The 16,979-nt window shown below is 56.8% G+C and carries 8 protein-coding genes; 7 read left to right on the forward strand and 1 reads right to left on the reverse strand.

Annotated elements, in window-relative coordinates; translation table 11 throughout:
• The 6 genes from LBK75_00230 to LBK75_00255 form a co-directional block, all read left to right on the forward strand.
• Positions 1–918: S-layer homology domain-containing protein (locus tag LBK75_00230; protein ID MDR1156723.1), on the forward strand; the 918-nt coding region annotated here is incomplete at its 5' end.
• 244 nt (positions 919–1,162) lie between these two features.
• A complete protein-coding gene (locus tag LBK75_00235; GenBank protein ID MDR1156724.1) occupies positions 1,163–4,375 on the forward strand; it encodes a glycoside hydrolase family 3 C-terminal domain-containing protein in 3,213 nt (1,070 codons plus the stop codon).
• Positions 4,376–4,536: 161 nt separating this feature from the next.
• A complete protein-coding gene (locus LBK75_00240; protein MDR1156725.1) occupies positions 4,537–5,718 on the forward strand; it encodes an S-layer homology domain-containing protein in 1,182 nt (393 codons plus the stop codon).
• Positions 5,719–6,024: 306 nt separating this feature from the next.
• Positions 6,025–6,729, forward strand: coding sequence for a hypothetical protein (locus LBK75_00245; GenBank protein ID MDR1156726.1), 705 nt, complete (start codon positions 6,025–6,027; stop codon positions 6,727–6,729).
• A 19-nt stretch (positions 6,730–6,748) separates the two neighbouring features.
• Positions 6,749–7,876 carry an excisionase gene (locus LBK75_00250; protein ID MDR1156727.1) on the forward strand — a complete coding sequence of 376 codons (1,128 nt, stop codon included), beginning with the start codon at positions 6,749–6,751 and terminating at the stop codon, positions 7,874–7,876.
• A gap of 6 nt (positions 7,877–7,882) precedes the next feature.
• Positions 7,883–8,068 carry a hypothetical protein gene (locus LBK75_00255; GenBank protein MDR1156728.1) on the forward strand — a complete coding sequence of 62 codons (186 nt, stop codon included), beginning with the start codon at positions 7,883–7,885 and terminating at the stop codon, positions 8,066–8,068.
• Between the two features lie 121 nt (positions 8,069–8,189).
• Here the strand turns inward: LBK75_00255 and LBK75_00260 are convergent, their stop codons facing one another.
• A complete protein-coding gene (locus tag LBK75_00260) occupies positions 8,190–9,407 on the reverse strand; it encodes a putative DNA binding domain-containing protein (GenBank protein ID MDR1156729.1) in 1,218 nt (405 codons plus the stop codon).
• A 905-nt stretch (positions 9,408–10,312) separates the two neighbouring features.
• Here LBK75_00260 and LBK75_00265 point away from each other — a divergent pair.
• The gene (locus LBK75_00265; protein ID MDR1156730.1) at positions 10,313–16,870 is read left to right on the forward strand and encodes a glycoside hydrolase family 3 C-terminal domain-containing protein; all 6,558 of its coding nucleotides are present in this window, start codon (positions 10,313–10,315) and stop codon (positions 16,868–16,870) included.
• The last annotated feature ends 109 nt before the right edge of the window (positions 16,871–16,979 follow it).

A 16,979-nucleotide genomic window follows, 5' to 3' on the forward strand; every position in this document is an offset into this window, starting at 1 on the left:
GCTGTCACCGGCGTAACGGTCACGCCCGGTACGGCCAGCGTCACGAGAGGGACGACGCAGCAGTTCACCGCGTCCGTGGCCGCGGTGGGCGGCGCGGCGGAGACAGTGAACTGGCAGGTAGCGGGCAACGTCAGCACGGATACGACAATCAGCGCGGCCGGCCTTCTGACCGTGGCGGCCGGCGAAACGGCCGGTACGTTGCAGGTCACGGCGACGTCCACATTTGACAATACCAAACAGGGTAATGCCACCGTGACCGTCTTGTCCGGCGGCAGTTCTTACACCCCGAGTCCCAGTCCCAGCAATACGGGCAGTGTCGTCACCGAGGTGCCCGAGACGGAGACGCCGCTTGCGCAAGCCTTCTCGTTTATGGATGTGAGTGAAGACGATTGGTTCTACGGCGACGTGTACTATATGTGGGAAAACAGCCTGATGAACGGCACGTCGGCCACGCGGTTCAGCCCCGGCAGGACCCTGACGCGCGGCATGGCGGTCACCGTGCTGTACCGCACAGAGGGGGCGCCTGACACTTCTGAATTGGACAACCCCTTCCCTGATGTGTCCGTGGGTCAGTATTACACCGAGGCGGTGATATGGGCGGCGGACCATGAGATCGTACTCGGGTACACGGACGGTCAGTTCGGCCCAGACGACGACATCACGCGGGAGCAGATGGCGGCCATTCTCTACCGCTATGAACGCTACGCCCAAAAGGTACCGCCCGACACGCTTGAGGGCCGTGTGTTTGCCGACGAAAGCAGCATTGGCGACTACGCGAAGGAGGCCGTGGCCAAGTTGGTCACGCAGGGCATCGTCGCCGGCAAGCCAAACAACCGGTTTGACCCGCGTGGGAACGCGACGCGCGCCGAGTTTGCGGCTGTGCTGCACAGATTTATGGAAGCAGTGAAAGAAGATTGAGTGAGATGAGTCCCGCGTCATCCTCACTGAATCATAAGGTTTGACGGGGAGGGATGACTTCAAAATCAACGGCCGTACATAATACAAATCCGGAAGGAGGCGATACGTCCGCCATGGAGCCGATGCGGCAGATGGAAAGCCTGGGAATCCTTTGAGGATACTCACCGCGGTTTCATCGCCGCAAAAGAAGAGTAAACGTAGTATCATGAAGAAGAGTTTTGAACAAAAAAGGGAGGAAAATTTGATGAAGAAGATCCTGGCTTTTACCGTCGTGCTCACGCTTTTGCTCATGATGGTCCCTCTCAGCGCGTTTGCCGGAACCATCACCCCGGGTCCCACCCAGTATGACCCGGATCTATTTGCGAGAAACGTCGCCATCTCCCGCAGCAACGCCGCCGAAGGTATGGTTCTCATGGAGAACAACGGCGTTTTGCCCCTCGCGCCCGGCACGAGCGTGGCCGTCTTCGGCGTCTGCGCCAGAAACACCATCAAGGGCGGCGGCGGTTCCGGCGACGTCAACACGCTCGACGCCGACCTTAAGAAGATCGACGCCGGCCTGGCCGACGCCGGCCTGATCCTGGACGCAGAAGTAAAAAATTGGTATGACACCCGCGCCACCGGCAACCAATTGACCACGCAAACCGACGTCGCCATTCTGGACGGCCTTGTCGAATCCGCCGCCGAGCGCAGCGACATCGCCATCTACGTCATCGGCCGCACCTCCTCCGAGGGCAGCGACCGGACCATCAGCGGCAACAACCCCTACAACCTCACGGCCATTGAGATAGCGAACCTCAACCGCGTCTTTGCCTCCTTCGACAAGGTGGTCGTCATCTTAAACGAGGGCGCCGTGTCCGACGTGGGCTGGATCGACGAGTATCAGCCGGACGCGCTGCTGTTCGCCGGCCTGGGCGGCCACGCGGGCGGCAGCGCCGTGGGCGATGTCGTCACCGGCGTGAAGAACCCCTCCGGCAAGTTTGCCGACACCTGGCCCTACAGCGTCAACGACACCCCCGCCAGGAACAACTACTCCCAGGCCGGCGGTACCACCCAGGCTTTCTATCACGCGGCCATCTCCGGCAATGGGCTGAGCACAACCTGGGGGAACTACCCGGGCGTGGCTTACACCGAGGACATCTACGTGGGCTACCGCTACTATGAGACCTTTGACATCCCGGTGAAGTACGAGTTCGGCTACGGTCTCTCCTACACCACCTTTGCCCTGTCCGGCCTGTCGGCCGCGGTGGTGGGCGACGAGCTCGTCGCGACGGCGACCGTGACCAACACCGGCAGCCGCGCGGGCAAAGAGGTCGTGCAGGTATACATGAGAGCGCCGGACGGGACACTGGAAAAACCCGCCAAAGAGCTCAAGGGCTATGCCAAGACCGACGAGCTGAACCCCGGCCAGAGCCAGACCATCACCATCAAGACCCCGGTCTACTGGCTGACATCCTACAGCGAGGATCTGGAAGCTTGGATTCTCGACGCTGGCACCTATGACTTCTACATCGGCACTTCAGTCAAACAGGTGGAATCGGCCGGCTCCTGGACGCTGCCCGCGTTGCGCATCGTGGACCAGGTAGAGAGCCGGATCGCCCCCAAGAACGGCCGTGAAGACTTGGAATTCCCTGTGCTGTCCAAGTTCGACGACGAAGCGACCAGAGCCCAGACGCTGGCGAAATTCGTGTTTCCCACCGCCGTCAACCCGGGCACCGACCGTCCGGGCCACTTCCCCGGCGAGAAATCCTTCGTCAGCAACGAGGCGGACTTCCCGGAGGATTGGGGAACCCCCTTCAGCAACACCACGGAGGCGCTGGCCGTGAACCAGCCCGATTACAGGGAGCGCAGAATCGTGGGCTCCACACCGAAGACACTGCTTGACGTCTACAACGGTGCAATCACGATGGACGCGTTCGTGAGGCAGTTTTCCGCCGAGGACCTGTGTGCCCTGAGCCGGGGCGGCGGCACGGCAAACATCCTGCCCGGTTCGGCCGCGCACACCTTCGGCATCGACTTCTTCGGCGTGCCCCAGAGCTCGCAGCCCGACGGCCCAGCCGGCCTGAGGATCACCCTGAACGCCGCCGGCGGCGTGACGCAAAAAGCCACCATGTTCCCGCAGGGCACGCTGAACGCGCAGACCTGGAACACCGACCTGGTGTTTGACGCGGGTATGGCCGTGGGCTCCGAGATGGCACACTTCGGCGCCTCCACATGGCTGGCCCCCGGCATGAACATCCACCGCGACCCGCTGAACGGGCGCAACTTCGAGTACTATTCCGAAGACCCGTTCCTGTCCGGTACCATTGCGGCCGCCATGACCAGAGGCGTCCAGTCTCTGGGTGGCGTGGCGGTTACCTTGAAGCACTTCTTCGCCAACAACCAGGAGTGGTCCCGCACCAGCATAGACACCCTGATGACCGAGCGCGCGGCCAGGGAGATTTACCTCCGGAACTTCGAGTATGCCGTGAGGGAAGCCAACCCCCGGGCCATTATGACCAGCTACAACCATGTGAACGGCGAGCACCCGAACCAGGACCCCGACCTGATCAACGGTATCGTGCGCGGGGAGTGGGGCTTCAACGGCATCTTCATGTATGACTGGGGTGCCTACGGAGACGGATATCTGGACCAGCCGTCCGGCATCAACTGGATCATGGGCAGCGCCACCGGCGGCCGTCTCATCCAGCTGCAGAACTCGTGCTACTACCAGCGTGAGACAGCGGAAGAGCGCGTCAAAGAGGTTCTGACCGAACTCATGCATTTCAGATCCTTCACCGAGCCCAACGGACTGCCCGTGTATGAGTATCCGGTGGGGAATCTCCAAACGCAGAGCGTCAGCAAAACCGTAGTTGACACCGCGCAGACCGCCGGCATCGCCGCCGCGCAGACCTATGCCGGCGCCGGCGCGCTGGCCTACACCATCTCGCTGGACAACGTCGTCATTGGCACCAACCTGATCAGCGTCAACGCCCAATTTGATGCCGACAGACTGGAGTATGTCGGCAGCGAGATCGCGATTCCCGACGCGAGTTATCTGTACGAGAACTACAATCCGGCCACCGGAGAGTACAGGGCAATCGTCGCGCTGCTGCAAGTGGGTACTCTGTTCACGGCGCCCGTCAGCACGCCGATCTTGAAGTTAAGCTTTGTTGCCGCCGACGGCACGGACGACATCACCGGCGCGCTCACAGCGGTCTCTCTCTATGAGGTGCCGTCGCCCGACAGCACTGTTCAAGTCAACTGCAAGCTGGATCCCGCCAGCGCTGTCACCCGTTTTGCGCCCTATGACGCAGATGCGGACGGCGCGGTCACGCTGGCCGACATCTCTCTGATCATCTACAACTACTACTTGGTCGGAGAAGGCAATGCCAAGTGGGGCGCCGCGCAGAAGTATGATGCCAATGGCGATGGAATCATCGACCTGCTCGACATCATGATCATCTCCAGCTTCATCTAAGCAATCTAAACAACGACCGCTTCTTCATGCGTAGCGAAAAACTCCATGAAACCGCCGCCGCTGCCGCTGTGGCAGCGGCGGCGGTTTCCATATATGGAAAGAATTGGAAGATCAGAGACGCCCAATCGCTCCATAAAGAATCAGAGAAGGATACAATGAACATGAAAAAGATTTTTACCAAGTGTGTCGCCGTCCTAGTCGCCGTCATGACGGTCAGTCTGTTTTTGCCCGCGGCGAGCGCGGCCGCTCTTTCTTATTCGCTGGCGCCGGCCACCGTAAACCTGGGCGCCGATCAAAGCGGCGGCTTTCAAATCACTGTCCAGCCGGACGCGCCATTCGGCGGCGTTGATTTCTTGGTGTCCTTGCCGGCGGCGGTGGAAATCATCAGTGTTTCCTACAATGTCTCCGGAACGATCGGTTCCCCTGGCCCGAAGGGTGATGGTATCTATTTTGGCGTGACAAATCTTACGACGAATGCTTACACCGGCCCGCTGGTTTGTACGGTCAACATCAAGTACACCGGTACGGGCACGGCGCCGTCCGACATTGTCATTTCTGAGGTCAGGCTGTCCACCTATACCGGGAAAACCGGCGCGGACAGTGTTGAAACGCATATTGTTCCGCCCTCCGACGGCAATAAAGTCGCCGTGGTTCCCAATGCGGCCCCCTCTGGCGGCGATCCCGATGGCAGCAATCCCGGCGGTAGCAATCCCGGCGGCGGCAGTGGCAGTACAGGTGGCGCCGTCACCGAGACGCCCGAGACGGAGACGCCGCTTGCGCAGGCCTTCCCGTTTACGGATGTGAGTGAAGACGATTGGTTCTACGGCGACGTGTACGCTGTGTGGGAAAACAGCCTGATGAACGGCACGTCGGCCACGTTGTTCAGCCCCAGCAGAACACTGACGCGCGGCATGGTGGTCACCGTGCTGTACCGTACAGAGGGGGCGCCTGACATTTCTGAATTGGACAACCCCTTCCCCGATGTGTCCGCGGGCCAGTATTACACCGAGGCGGTGATATGGGCGGCGGACCATGAGATCGTACTCGGTTATACGGGCGGTCAGTTTGGCCCGGACGACGACATCACGCGGGAGCAGATGGCGGCCATTCTCTACCGTTATGAACGCTACGCCCAAAAGGTACCGCCCGACACGCTCGAGGGCCGTGTGTTTGCCGACGAAAGCAGCATTGGCGACTACGCGAAGGAGGCCGTGGCCAAGTTGGTCACACAGGGCATCATCGCCGGCAAGCCAAACAACCGGTTTGACCCGCGTGGGAACGCGACGCGCGCCGAGTTTGCGGCCGTGCTGCACCGATTTATGGAGGCTGTGAAAGAAGATTGAGTGAGAAGAAAACCAATACTTGATGATACGCCGACACCGTCTCTGCTTTCGCGCCCTATAATGCAGCAAAAACCCCATGAAACCGCCGCCGCTGTTACAGTGGCGGCGGTTTCTATTGAAAACTCCTAAAATGTCGAAAAGGATATTGACAAATAGTTTAATCAGTGTTATAATATTTGCCATAAATTCAGATATCACACCCAAAGAATTTGAGCGTCTCACATACCAAAGTGTTGACAAGATGAAGTCGGAGCGCATTGGCGGCGAGCTGACGTATACGGCGATATACTCGAAAGGAGAGACACAGTGAATCAATCAGAAATGACCCTATATGAAATGATATTTGCCCGTCGCAGTGTGAGGCAATACCGAAATGAGGCGTTTGATACGTCTGCTTTGGCAGAGATTGAAAACCACGCTAACTCCGCAAAACAACTCCCTGCACAAAGCGCGAGATTTGAAATTGTGGACAGCAGTCGGATAAAAGGCGGCGTCGCGCCGTACGCGATTTTGGCGTTTGCCGGCGCGGACGACTTGTCGCTTGTAAACATCGGCTACACACTTCAGGGTGTAGATTTGTGGCTTCAAGCAAATGGCCACGGCAGCGTCTGGTGCGGTATGGCGACGCCGAAAGAACAACGGTCAGACTACCGCATTTTAATCGGTTTCGGCAAAACGGACGTCCCACTACGCAAGTCCGAAAGCGAGTTCAAGCGAAAGAAAATCGCCGACATAAGCAATGCTGACAATCCAGTAAGCCGTGCCGCGAGACTTGCGCCGTCCGCCGTAAACTTTCAGCCGTGGATGCTGACGTTTGCGGATAACAAAGTCACGGTACAGGCGAATGTGCGCGGTGTTGGAAAGATACTCCCAGGTCGGCTGTACTTATTTGATTTTGGCATCGTATTAAAGCACATAGAACTTGCCTTGGAACAGGAAGGAAAAGCTGTGAAGTCCTTGTCTTTCGATGGGGAAGCGAAAGGGTTCACAGCGAAAATAATCTTCGGATAGGAGGACATGCAGACATCACATGAACTACACATTAATGCACAAAAATGTCGAGGTTGTAGACATTAGGATCGATGAATCGGCGGTCGCCATAACGAACATAGGCACAGTTCATAGTCCGGAACATATACCGCTCGGGGTCCAGTCGTTAAAAGGCGGTATTGACCGCGAGGAACTAAACGATTGGCTGAGGAGTCGTTCTATCCCCGCAAGCCGTTCCGGCATTCGGGAGTTGTATACCCGTTTGGGCAGGAGTTCAACCGAACATCTGATTCTCAAATGCCATGCCTTGAGTTTGTCCGATCATTACTGGGTTTGTCCCAAGAATTCAGGACTTCTTTGGGCGGAAATCAACTTTTTTCAGAACGATTTTTCAAAGGATGTTGGCGAAATACTTTTCGGACATGAACCCGCCGATAGAAACAAGATAAATTTGATGTCGCCCGACAATACATCGGTCGGTTGGTTGAAGAAAAGATGGATTATTGTCGACGGAAAACGCGCGCTTATTAAAGGCGGAAATGATCCTTGGAAGCAGGAACCATATAACGAGGTTATAGCAAGCGAGATTATGCGGCGGCTGGGCATTGTCCATGTCCCTTATTCGCTGATATTCGACGGCGGTGAGTCGCTCAGTTTGTGTGAAAATTTTCTTTCTGCAGACACAGAGTTTATTCCCGCGTGGAATGTATTTTATGCAAAAAAGATGAACGATATAGATTCCGATTTTTCGCACTTATTGCGTTGCTGTGACACACTTGGCATACCCAATACACGCACGGCAATTGATAAAATGTTGACGCTTGACTGTATCATTGCGAACGAGGATAGGCACTATAACAATTTTGGATTTATTCGCAACGCGGATACGCTGGAATGGCTTGGATTTGCGCCGATATTCGACTGCGGGACGTCCCTGTGGCACAATGTCCTCGACATAGGCGCTCAGAGAAAAAGTCAGCCGTTTCAAGAAACGCACGAAGAACAAATCAAGCTTGTTGCAGACCTGAGCTGGTTCAATATTGAAGCCTTAGAGGGCATTGAGCAAGAGATTTCCGCCATATTCTCTCAGTCTCCCCTGGTTGACGAAAATCGCAGCAATGCAATTTCGAAAGCGGTGCTTGACCGCGCAAAGATGCTCGAACAGTAAACCGCATTGAAACACCCCTATAAGGGTGGGTTTCTGCTGTCTGCAACCTGTTTGCCCGTGCGAACCGGATGTGAGAGAATCGGCGTCGTCTCCGGCCGCGCGCACGGGCAGTTTGACCCGTGGGCGTACGCCACGCGCGAGGAAACCGCGAAGATCCTGAGCGTCGTCATGGCGCATGTGAAAAACGCGTAACTTCAAAAACGCGTAACTTCACTCTTCTGATTTGACGGCTCATGACAGCGGGGGCTTTCTCTGTTTACCATGTAGGAACAGAGAAAGCCCCCGCTGTGTAATCTCTATACAGCCATTGTCTTCAACTTTCCGACAACTGCATTTTGAATGTGCAGACAACAACACTTTGGTTAACCTCAAAAATCGGCTCCGGCCTGCCGATTTTGCGGCACTCCATCTTAGCAATATCAATTCCTCGTCCATAACCTTGAACAAAACCAAAAACCTTAAATACGTCGGCAATATTGGGGTTGCGGTAATCTGCAATTCCTGATCTCCCGAAATTTTCGATTGTAACATTTCCATAGGGACCTCCGGGGCTGTTAATCACAACCCGGTCATTGAACCAGTAAACACGAACTGGGGCATTGGTTTTTTCATACGTTCTGTGCATAACGGCATTGTAGAGGATTTGCTGAATTGCCGGAATCGAATAGTCGCTTGTAAACTTGTGGCGCATGCCGGAAGTGACGTCTACCGCAGTGCGGTTGTGAGCCACCAGTTTGTAAGTGATTAACTCAATTAACTGTGACAGTCGCCCCTTAACCATGGCCTCATCAATCACTGGATCAGCGTGTTCCGTTCCATCAATCCGTAGGAATTGAATATACGCACCTGGAATAAACCGTCGTGGCTCTTTGCCTAAGGCTAAAATACCCACAAGTGTCGGCGTCGGATCGTCCGGAGAAACAATCATTCTGCATGATGAAAGCCGCTCCTCGTAGGAGCGGCCGTTCTCCGCCAGTACATCTTCAGCAAACGCCGACGGCAAATACTCATCTTCAAACACTGCACGGGAAAGGTCGCCAAGCTTTGCTTCATAGACCGGAGTCAAATCGTACGGCAGCATATTATGATGCCGCTTTTCAATCAGCACTCGCTCGTCCTGCTCACTTGCCAAAGCGCGGCGCGAACCAACTCTGATGTGAATTCGCCCGTCATATTTTACCGGCGGCATATCAGATGGCATAACCGTGATTACAGCCATATCTGCCCCATTTAGATGTCGTTTCTCGACCGACATAACCGGAATTGGAAGAATATTGCCATCCGTTTTCATATCACCGAGGTTTCGTAGGAGTGTGTCAGTTATTGGAAGATTAAATGGAGAACCATCATCATTGGCACCAACGAAGATAACTCCCGACTTCTTATGGTCAGGCAAATCATTTGCAAACGTGCAGATTGCTTGACGCACTTTAATCGGCACGTCGCCTTTCATAGAGCGTTTTCGTTCAACAAGTTCCGACTCTAAATCTCTAAGCATTTGTTCCAACTCTTGATCTGTATAAAGTGACATGGCTCCGCTCGTGACAATCGCCCCCTTCCAAGAAATATATTGTTATTATACAAGATTGAAATTGATTTGTCAATGGCGAAATCGAGCGGCGCTTGTGGAATAGAATGAAAAAGATCGACGCTATTTTCGTGCGCTCATGGGCAGTTTGACTCGTAGGCGTACGCCAAATCCTTGTTTTCCTTGTCTGGTTGTGCAGCCCTGCCGAGTGGCGTTTGGTGCCTCATTGACCGTCCGATGGAGGCCGATCTACTACATATAGTGTCGAGATACAAGATGTAGTAGATCAAAAGAATGAAAAAGCAATAAAAAACAGAACTTCTGTTGTATTGTAGACGACAGGAGTTCTATTTTTTGTTTGGGGCAAAGAGAGAATACAAATCCGGTATCGATTGTGGCAGAGGCGATTGCCGTGTTGTGGAACGCATAGAAACGTATACCTTTTGGAAAGCATCTAATGTGAAAATCCGAGGGCCTTCAATTTGCTAAAACATACAAAACATAAGCAAATAAAGTCTTGACTTTTATATTAATTTGTAATATAATAAAAAAAGTTTATAGGTTTCGAATTCACATTAGATGCTTTCCAAAAGGTATACCTTTTTACATTTTTCATTACATCGTTAGAATTTTTCATTACATCGTTAGAGTAGACATGCAGACATATTATAAATAAAAGCATATATGTTCGCTCTAAATCCACGTCATGATTGGGCAAGAACGATTGCATTGGTAAGAGGAGATTGCGTGTCACGGAGTTGTTTATGAATGGGGGTGGCGCCACAGAAAGACGTGTGGAAAGAGCGTGAAAACCGAGTAGACAGGCAACAAAAAAAGGATTGAACGAAAGTGAAAAGCCCCATGACTATGAAAATCAAGCTGGAAAGTGCACACAAGGAGGAAAAATTATGCAAACATCTTTCAGGCGGAAACTGGCTTTGGCGCTGTGTCTGGCGCTGGTGTTGACCCTTTTACCCACAGGCCTTGTGGCCTTCGCGGCCGATCCCCCGTATACAATCACGTTTGACACACAAGGCGGTTCGGATGTAGCGCCAGTGGTGACATCGGTAGATGGCACTGTAGCGGTCCCGACCGCGCCCACAAAAGATGGATACATCTTCGCCGGCTGGTACACCTCGGCCACGCCAGGGCGCGGGGCGGCGCCCAAGACCAGCGGCGGCGGCTTCTACGGACCGGTGATGTTTTCCGGGATCACTGACAACGTGACATTTTACGCACAGTGGATTCCGGCGAGCAACAATGTGAAAGAGATCGTGACAAAGGACAGCAATTATAAAAGTGGGCAGGAAGTTAAGCTGGGTTATTCCGCCTATTCCGGCGTCGAGCTGATTGATGTGAATGGAAACACAGTTAACGCTGGCGCGTATGTCCCGGACGGTTCCAATCCTATCTTCAAAGATCTGAACAAAGACGGGGACCTGGACGATTATGAGGATTGGCGGCTGACCACGGAAGAACGCGCAGCGGACCTGGCGGCGCAGCTCAAGGCCGATCCTGATGGTGTGCAGCAAATCGCGGGTCTCATGCTCTACAGCGCGCACCAGATGAACTGGACCAGTGAGGCGCCATCTCAGGATCAGATTACCTTCCTGGTGAATGACGACCTGAGGCACGTGCTGATCATGGGCTCCGCAGCGGCCGGGAAGATGGACATCCACGCGAAGTGGAACAACAATGTGCAGTCCATCGTTGAAGGACTTGGCTACGGCATTCCGGCCAACAACTCTTCCGACCCACGCCACGGTACGAGCAGTTCGTCCAATGTCGAATACTATTCCGCCAATGCGGGCGTATCGCAGTGGCCGTCGTCCCTGGGCATGGCCGCGACCTTTGACACTTCGTTAAACAAAACTTTTGGAAAAATTGCGTCGATCGAATACCGGGCGCTCGGCATCGCCACGGCACTCTCCCCGCAGATCGACATCGCGACGGATCCACGCTGGGGCCGGTTCAACGGTACCTTCGGCGAAGATCCAAAGCTGGCCTCCGCCATGTCGCGGGCCTACGTGGATGGCTTCCAGACCACATACAACAACACGGGCGGCTCTGTGGCCGACGTGTACGACGGTGTCGACAACGACGAGTCTTCGGGTGGCTGGGGCTACCAGAGCGTGAACGCGATGATGAAGCACTGGCCGGGCGGCGGCGCCGGCGAGGGCGGACGCGACGCGCATTACAACTATGGCAAGTACGCCGTGTTCCCCGGCGGGAACTGGAAAGCGCACCTGATCCCGTTTGTGGACGGTTCGCTCAGCCTGGAGGACGGCACAGAGATGGCCACGGCGGTGATGCCGTACTACACGATCTCATATCTGCAGGTGCCTGGCAGCGTGCCCAATTCATCGGACGGCGCGGCTGCCAAACTGAACATGGCCAACGCCTACAGCGACTATATGATCAACGGCGTGCTGCGGGATTCTTACGAGTTCGAGGGCGTCGTCTGCACCGACTGGAATGTGGTGGGTCCGGCCACCGAAGCCGGCGGCTTTATGTTCGACGGCGATCTGGCCGGCATGATCTGGGGCGTGGACGACCACTACCCGGACGCACAGGACATCGATCTGGACGGTAGTTACAGCAACATGGCCAAGCGGGCGCGACTGCTGCTGGACGCGGGCGTGGATCAGTTTGGCGGGCTCAACACGACAGCGCCGATCGTAAAGGCGTACGAGGACGCCGACACCAACGACAAGGCGAGTCTGCTGGAGCAGCTTGGGGATTCGGCTTACCGTCTGCTGAAGAACATCTTCCGCACGGGCCTGTTTGAAAACCCGTACCTGGACGCGGAAAAGACCGTGAATACCGTCGGAAACGACGCGTTTATGAAGGCCGGCTATACGGCGCAGCTTAAATCTATGGTGCTGCTGAAAAATCAGGACGACGTTCTTCCGCTGGCTAGGACGGCGAAGGTGTACGCCCCCGGCGCGGACGACAATACTGTAGCGTTGCTAAAGAGCTACTTTGGCGAGAGCAACGTCTCGGCAACGGATGCGACAGGCGCCACGGTGTCACTGGTATTCTTGGCCTCAGTGGCCTCGGGTGGCGGCAGCCGTGATATGGACGCCCATGTGAACAGTTACGCGCCGATCAACTTGGATTACAAGCCCTACACGGCTGCATTGGCACGGACCACCAGCGTCGCGGGCGAGCCGATCCGGAATGTGGACGGCACGGTGATCGGCATTGGGAACCGCTCATACAAGGGCAAGACAACGCAGCCGAGCAACACGGCGACGGGGCAGCTTGAGAGGCTCGCAGCGGCGGCGGCTAGCAACAAACCCGTCATTGTCGTGTACGACGTGTCGAACCCCTCTGTGTTGGAGAACATCGAACCCTCCGCCGACGCGATTTTGGTGAGTTTCCAATCACAGAAAGCGGCGGTACTCGACATCCTGACGGGTTCGACGACATACGGCAAGTCGGACGGTACGCCGGAGGCGATTCGTCCGACGGGTTTGCTGCCGATGCAGTTCCCGAAGGACATGAGCGAGGTGGAGCAGCAGTACGAGGACGTCCCGCGCGACATGGCTCCCTACAAGGACTCCGAAAACAACGAGTACGACTTCGGTTTCGGCCTCAGTTGGACGACGGACGCGACGCCCACCACCGTGCCGGTGAACGCGAGCATCAACCCGGGCTACACCGAATTTGTGACAAACAACCAAACCCCGATGACGGAGCCCCTGAACCAGGGCGACGGTAGCAGTGCCTACGCCATCGCGAACAGGAGACGGGTTACATTCGATTACGGCTACAAAGAAGCCGCGTCGGACAAAACCAACAGACAACTGATCAAAGTGGTGAACAGCGGTAGCGCAGTCGCGGCGGAGACGCCGGTGCGCACCGGGTATGTGTTCAGAGGCTGGAAGTTGTCTGACACCGACTACAATTTCACTACGCTTGTCACGGCCGACATTACGCTCATGGCGACGTGGGAAGAACTGCCGGTGATTGGCGGCGGATGGTTTGGCACCACCGTCACCCACTCGTGGATCAACGCGGCCAACGTGGCAGCCGAGACCGTTGAGTTTTGGTACACTACGGACGGTTCCGACCCGGCAAGAGGGGCCGGCAACAGCCGTAAGGGTGAGATCACGACATTCGGCTCCATGGTGCTAGCCATCATACCCGATGCGGTCGGCAGACTCCGGGCGATCGTGTACCATAGAACAAGCGAGGATGAGGAACCCGATACCTATGAGAGCAGCCTTGTGAGTGATGAGATCATCATCAATCCCGTCGCCCCGACGGCGCCGGGCAGCGGTATGTATCAGCCGACAGATCTGGAGAGTGGCATCGCGCTCACGACAACCCAGGCGGGAATCAGTATTTACTACACCGCGAACACCGTGGATTACGTAAACGGCGCGCCGGTTCAAAGCCAGGTGGATGCGATCCCGGCGCCTGCCGTAGGCGTCGCGGGCACCACGCAGTACACGGCGCCCGTCGCGGTCCCCGCCGCCGTAGATGAAAACACTGCGTTGGTGATCAAGGCGATTGCTTATCACTCGCCAGACATACAGAGCAATGCCGTCACGTTCTATTACGTCGAAGACAGTAATCTGCAAAAGCTGACGGAAAACAACATCGACACAGTCATAGGCCAGATGACGCTGGACGAGAAGATACTGCTTCTCGGCGGCCTCGGCATGAATCCTGCGAGCCTGACAAATCCGGGTGTGGCGGGCGGCACGCTGGCCATCCCGCGCCTCGGCATCCCGGCCATTGCCTTGTCCGACGGTCCGGCCGGCGTGCGCATGGGCAGAAACGCGACGGTGTGGATGTCACCCACGGGCCTTGCTTCCACGTGGAGTACAGGGGCCATGGAGGAAGTGGCGGCCAGAACGGCGGCGGAAGCCAAGCATTACGCAGTGGACATCATGCTGGCGCCGGCACTGAACATCCAGCGCAACCCGCTGGGCGGGCGCGATTTTGAATATTATTCCGAGGACCCGGTGGTGGCCGGTTCTGTGTCCGCCGCTTACACGAGGGCGTTGCAGAAGGCCGGTGTGGGTGTGTCTCTGAAGCATTACGCGGCCAACAATCAGGAGAACTCTCGCATGAGGGGCGACATGGTTGTATCCCAGCGGGCACTGAGGGAGATCTATCTGCGCGGCTTCGAGATTGCCGCCGCAGAGGCCCCATGGACATACATGGTCGCGTACAACAAGATAAACGGCGTCAATGCCAGCGCCAGCAAGTGGCTACTGACGGACGTGTTGCGCAACGACTGGGGATTCGACGGGTTGGTCATGTCCGACTGGGGTGCGGATTACGCACCGGTGGACTCCATCGAGGCTCAGATGGACTTGGCGGAGCCCAACCGCGATCAGACGAGAGTTTACGCTTGGGTCAACGAGGCGGACATTTCCGAAACGGAGAGAGACCGCCGCATTGCCCTGATCGAGCGCAGCGTGAAGAATATACTGAAGATTGTGGTCAAGACCCCGGCATTCAAGGGTGAATACGAAGGGGTGACCACCGCGGTGATCGACGCCCGTTCAGCCGGATTTAAAGATTCGGGTGTGTATGACGCATCCAAAGCGGTGAACCGGGCCACGGCGGCCGAAGGCATGGTGCTTCTGAAAAATGACGGCGGTGCACTGCCGCTGGCGTCTGGCACCAAACTCGCGCTGGTGACAAGCGGTGTCGCAAAAGACTCGTCTCTCGGTCTTGATGGCGGCGCCTTCGGTGGTGGTGGCATCGCAGCGGTGACAGATCTGGTTATTGAAGGAGGCGGTAGCGCACAGGTCACTTGGAGTACAGACTACGCGCCCACACTGAAAGAAGGCTTGGAGGAGGCCGCCGGCTTTGACGTTGTGAGTACCGAGGTGGACAGAGATGTTGCGGGTACGGCAACGGCCACGGCGGCTACAGCGGCCGCAGCGGCGGATGTCGGGGTCTTCGTCCTCTCCCGAACATCCTCGGAGGGCGCGGACAACGCCCAGTCCAGCTTTGATCTCTCGGCTACGGAGAGGGCGGTGTTCAATGCCTACGCGGATGCATTCAAGGCTGCCAGCAAGAAATTCATCGTGCTGATCAACGCTGGCGCCTCTGTGAACACGGCGGAGTTCAGAGCCAAGGCGGATGCGATTTTGGACGTGTGGCTGCCGGGCACGGAGGGTGCCAACGCTATCGCGGACATCCTCAGCGGAGCGGTCAGCCCGTCCGGTAAGCTGGCGCAGACATTCCCGATTACATACGAGGACAGCCCGTCCATCGCCATGGCTGCCGAGGGTCACCAGGGCAAAACCTGGGCCACGGATCCCGCCTACTACGACGAGGGCGTCTACGTCGGTTACCGCTACTTCGACACCTTCGGCAAAGAGGGCCGTGTGGCCTATCCGTTCGGGCATGGGCTCTCTTACACGACGTTCTCCTTTGACAATCTGACGTTGAGCAAGGCAAGGTTCGATCCGAGCAACCCGAACGACACCATCACGGCTTCGGTCAAGGTGACGAACACGGGAAGCCGACCAGGCCAAGAGGTGGCGCAGCTGTACCTTGGCGCCAGCACCTACCAGATGGAAAAACGCCCGATGAAGGAACTCAAGGCCTATGCGAAGACAGGCCTTCTGGCGCCCGGCGCGAGCGAGATTATGACATTTACGCTGAATCTCAGAGATTTGCAGTATTACAATGATAACGACGCGACGCCGACTACGCCCATTGCGGATGAAGAATATCTGGGAGCCGACAGGTGGACCGTTGCGGAAGGCACGACGTTCACGGTGACGGTGGGCGACACGTCCGACAACGCTGCGCTCGCGCAGAGCGGCGCCAAGGCACAGTTCACCTACGAGAAAGCGTCCAGTGTTACACCCGCTAACCCCGTTACGCCGCCGGTCTCCGGTCCGGGCGTGGCGCTGCCGGGTGACGACGGGTTGGGGCTGAAGTTCCCGGACGCCGCCGAGATCTCCGACTGGGCGCGGACCTATATCAAGGAACTGGTGGACGCCGGCATCTTGGCCGGCCGCGCCAACGGCACGCTGGACCCGAAGGGCATTATCACACGCGCCGAATTCACGAAGATGGCCGTGTTGGGCCTGGCGCTCAAAGCCGGCGAGGCGCCGAAGGCGTTTGCGGACGTGCATGAGGGCGACTGGTTCAAGGAATTCGTCGACATCGCATCCTCCACCGGCATCGTGCAGGGCGTGAGCGACACCGCCTTCGCGCCCGACCGCCGGATCACGCGTCAGGATCTGTGCACGATTGTGTACCGGGCTCTGCAGGCGCTGGAGGTAACCACCCCGGCGCCGACAGGGACTCCGTTTACCGATGAGGCGCAAGTCGCCGCGTACGCGCTGGATGCCGTGAAAGCGCTGAAAGAGATCGGCGTCGTCTCCGGCCGCGCGCACGGGCAGTTTGACCCGCGGGCGTACGCCACGCGCGAGGAGACCGCGAAGATCCTGAGCGGCGTCATCGCCCACATGAAAAACGCTTAACTTCATCTCCTGATTTGGTTGCACAGCCCCGCCGGCCGGGCGGCTGGTGCCCGGCCGGCCGGCGGGAGCGGCACCGCTACTGGGTGTATTCGTGAGGCCTTTGACACTT

The organism is Oscillospiraceae bacterium, assembly GCA_031265355.1.
Taxonomy (GTDB): Bacteria; Bacillota; Clostridia; order Oscillospirales; family UBA929; genus JAIRTA01.

Excerpts from the sequence above, each read along its gene's own strand:
- LBK75_00235 (MDR1156724.1), top strand. The coding sequence starts at position 1,163 with ATGAAGAAGATCCTGGCTTTTACCGTCGTGCTCACGCTTTTGCTCATG.
- LBK75_00240 (MDR1156725.1), top strand. The coding sequence starts at position 4,537 with ATGAAAAAGATTTTTACCAAGTGTGTCGCCGTCCTAGTCGCCGTCATG.
- LBK75_00250 (MDR1156727.1), top strand. The coding sequence starts at position 6,749 with ATGAACTACACATTAATGCACAAAAATGTCGAGGTTGTAGACATTAGG.
- LBK75_00260 (MDR1156729.1), bottom strand. The coding sequence starts at position 9,407 with ATGTCACTTTATACAGATCAAGAGTTGGAACAAATGCTTAGAGATTTA.
- LBK75_00265 (MDR1156730.1), top strand. The coding sequence starts at position 10,313 with ATGCAAACATCTTTCAGGCGGAAACTGGCTTTGGCGCTGTGTCTGGCG.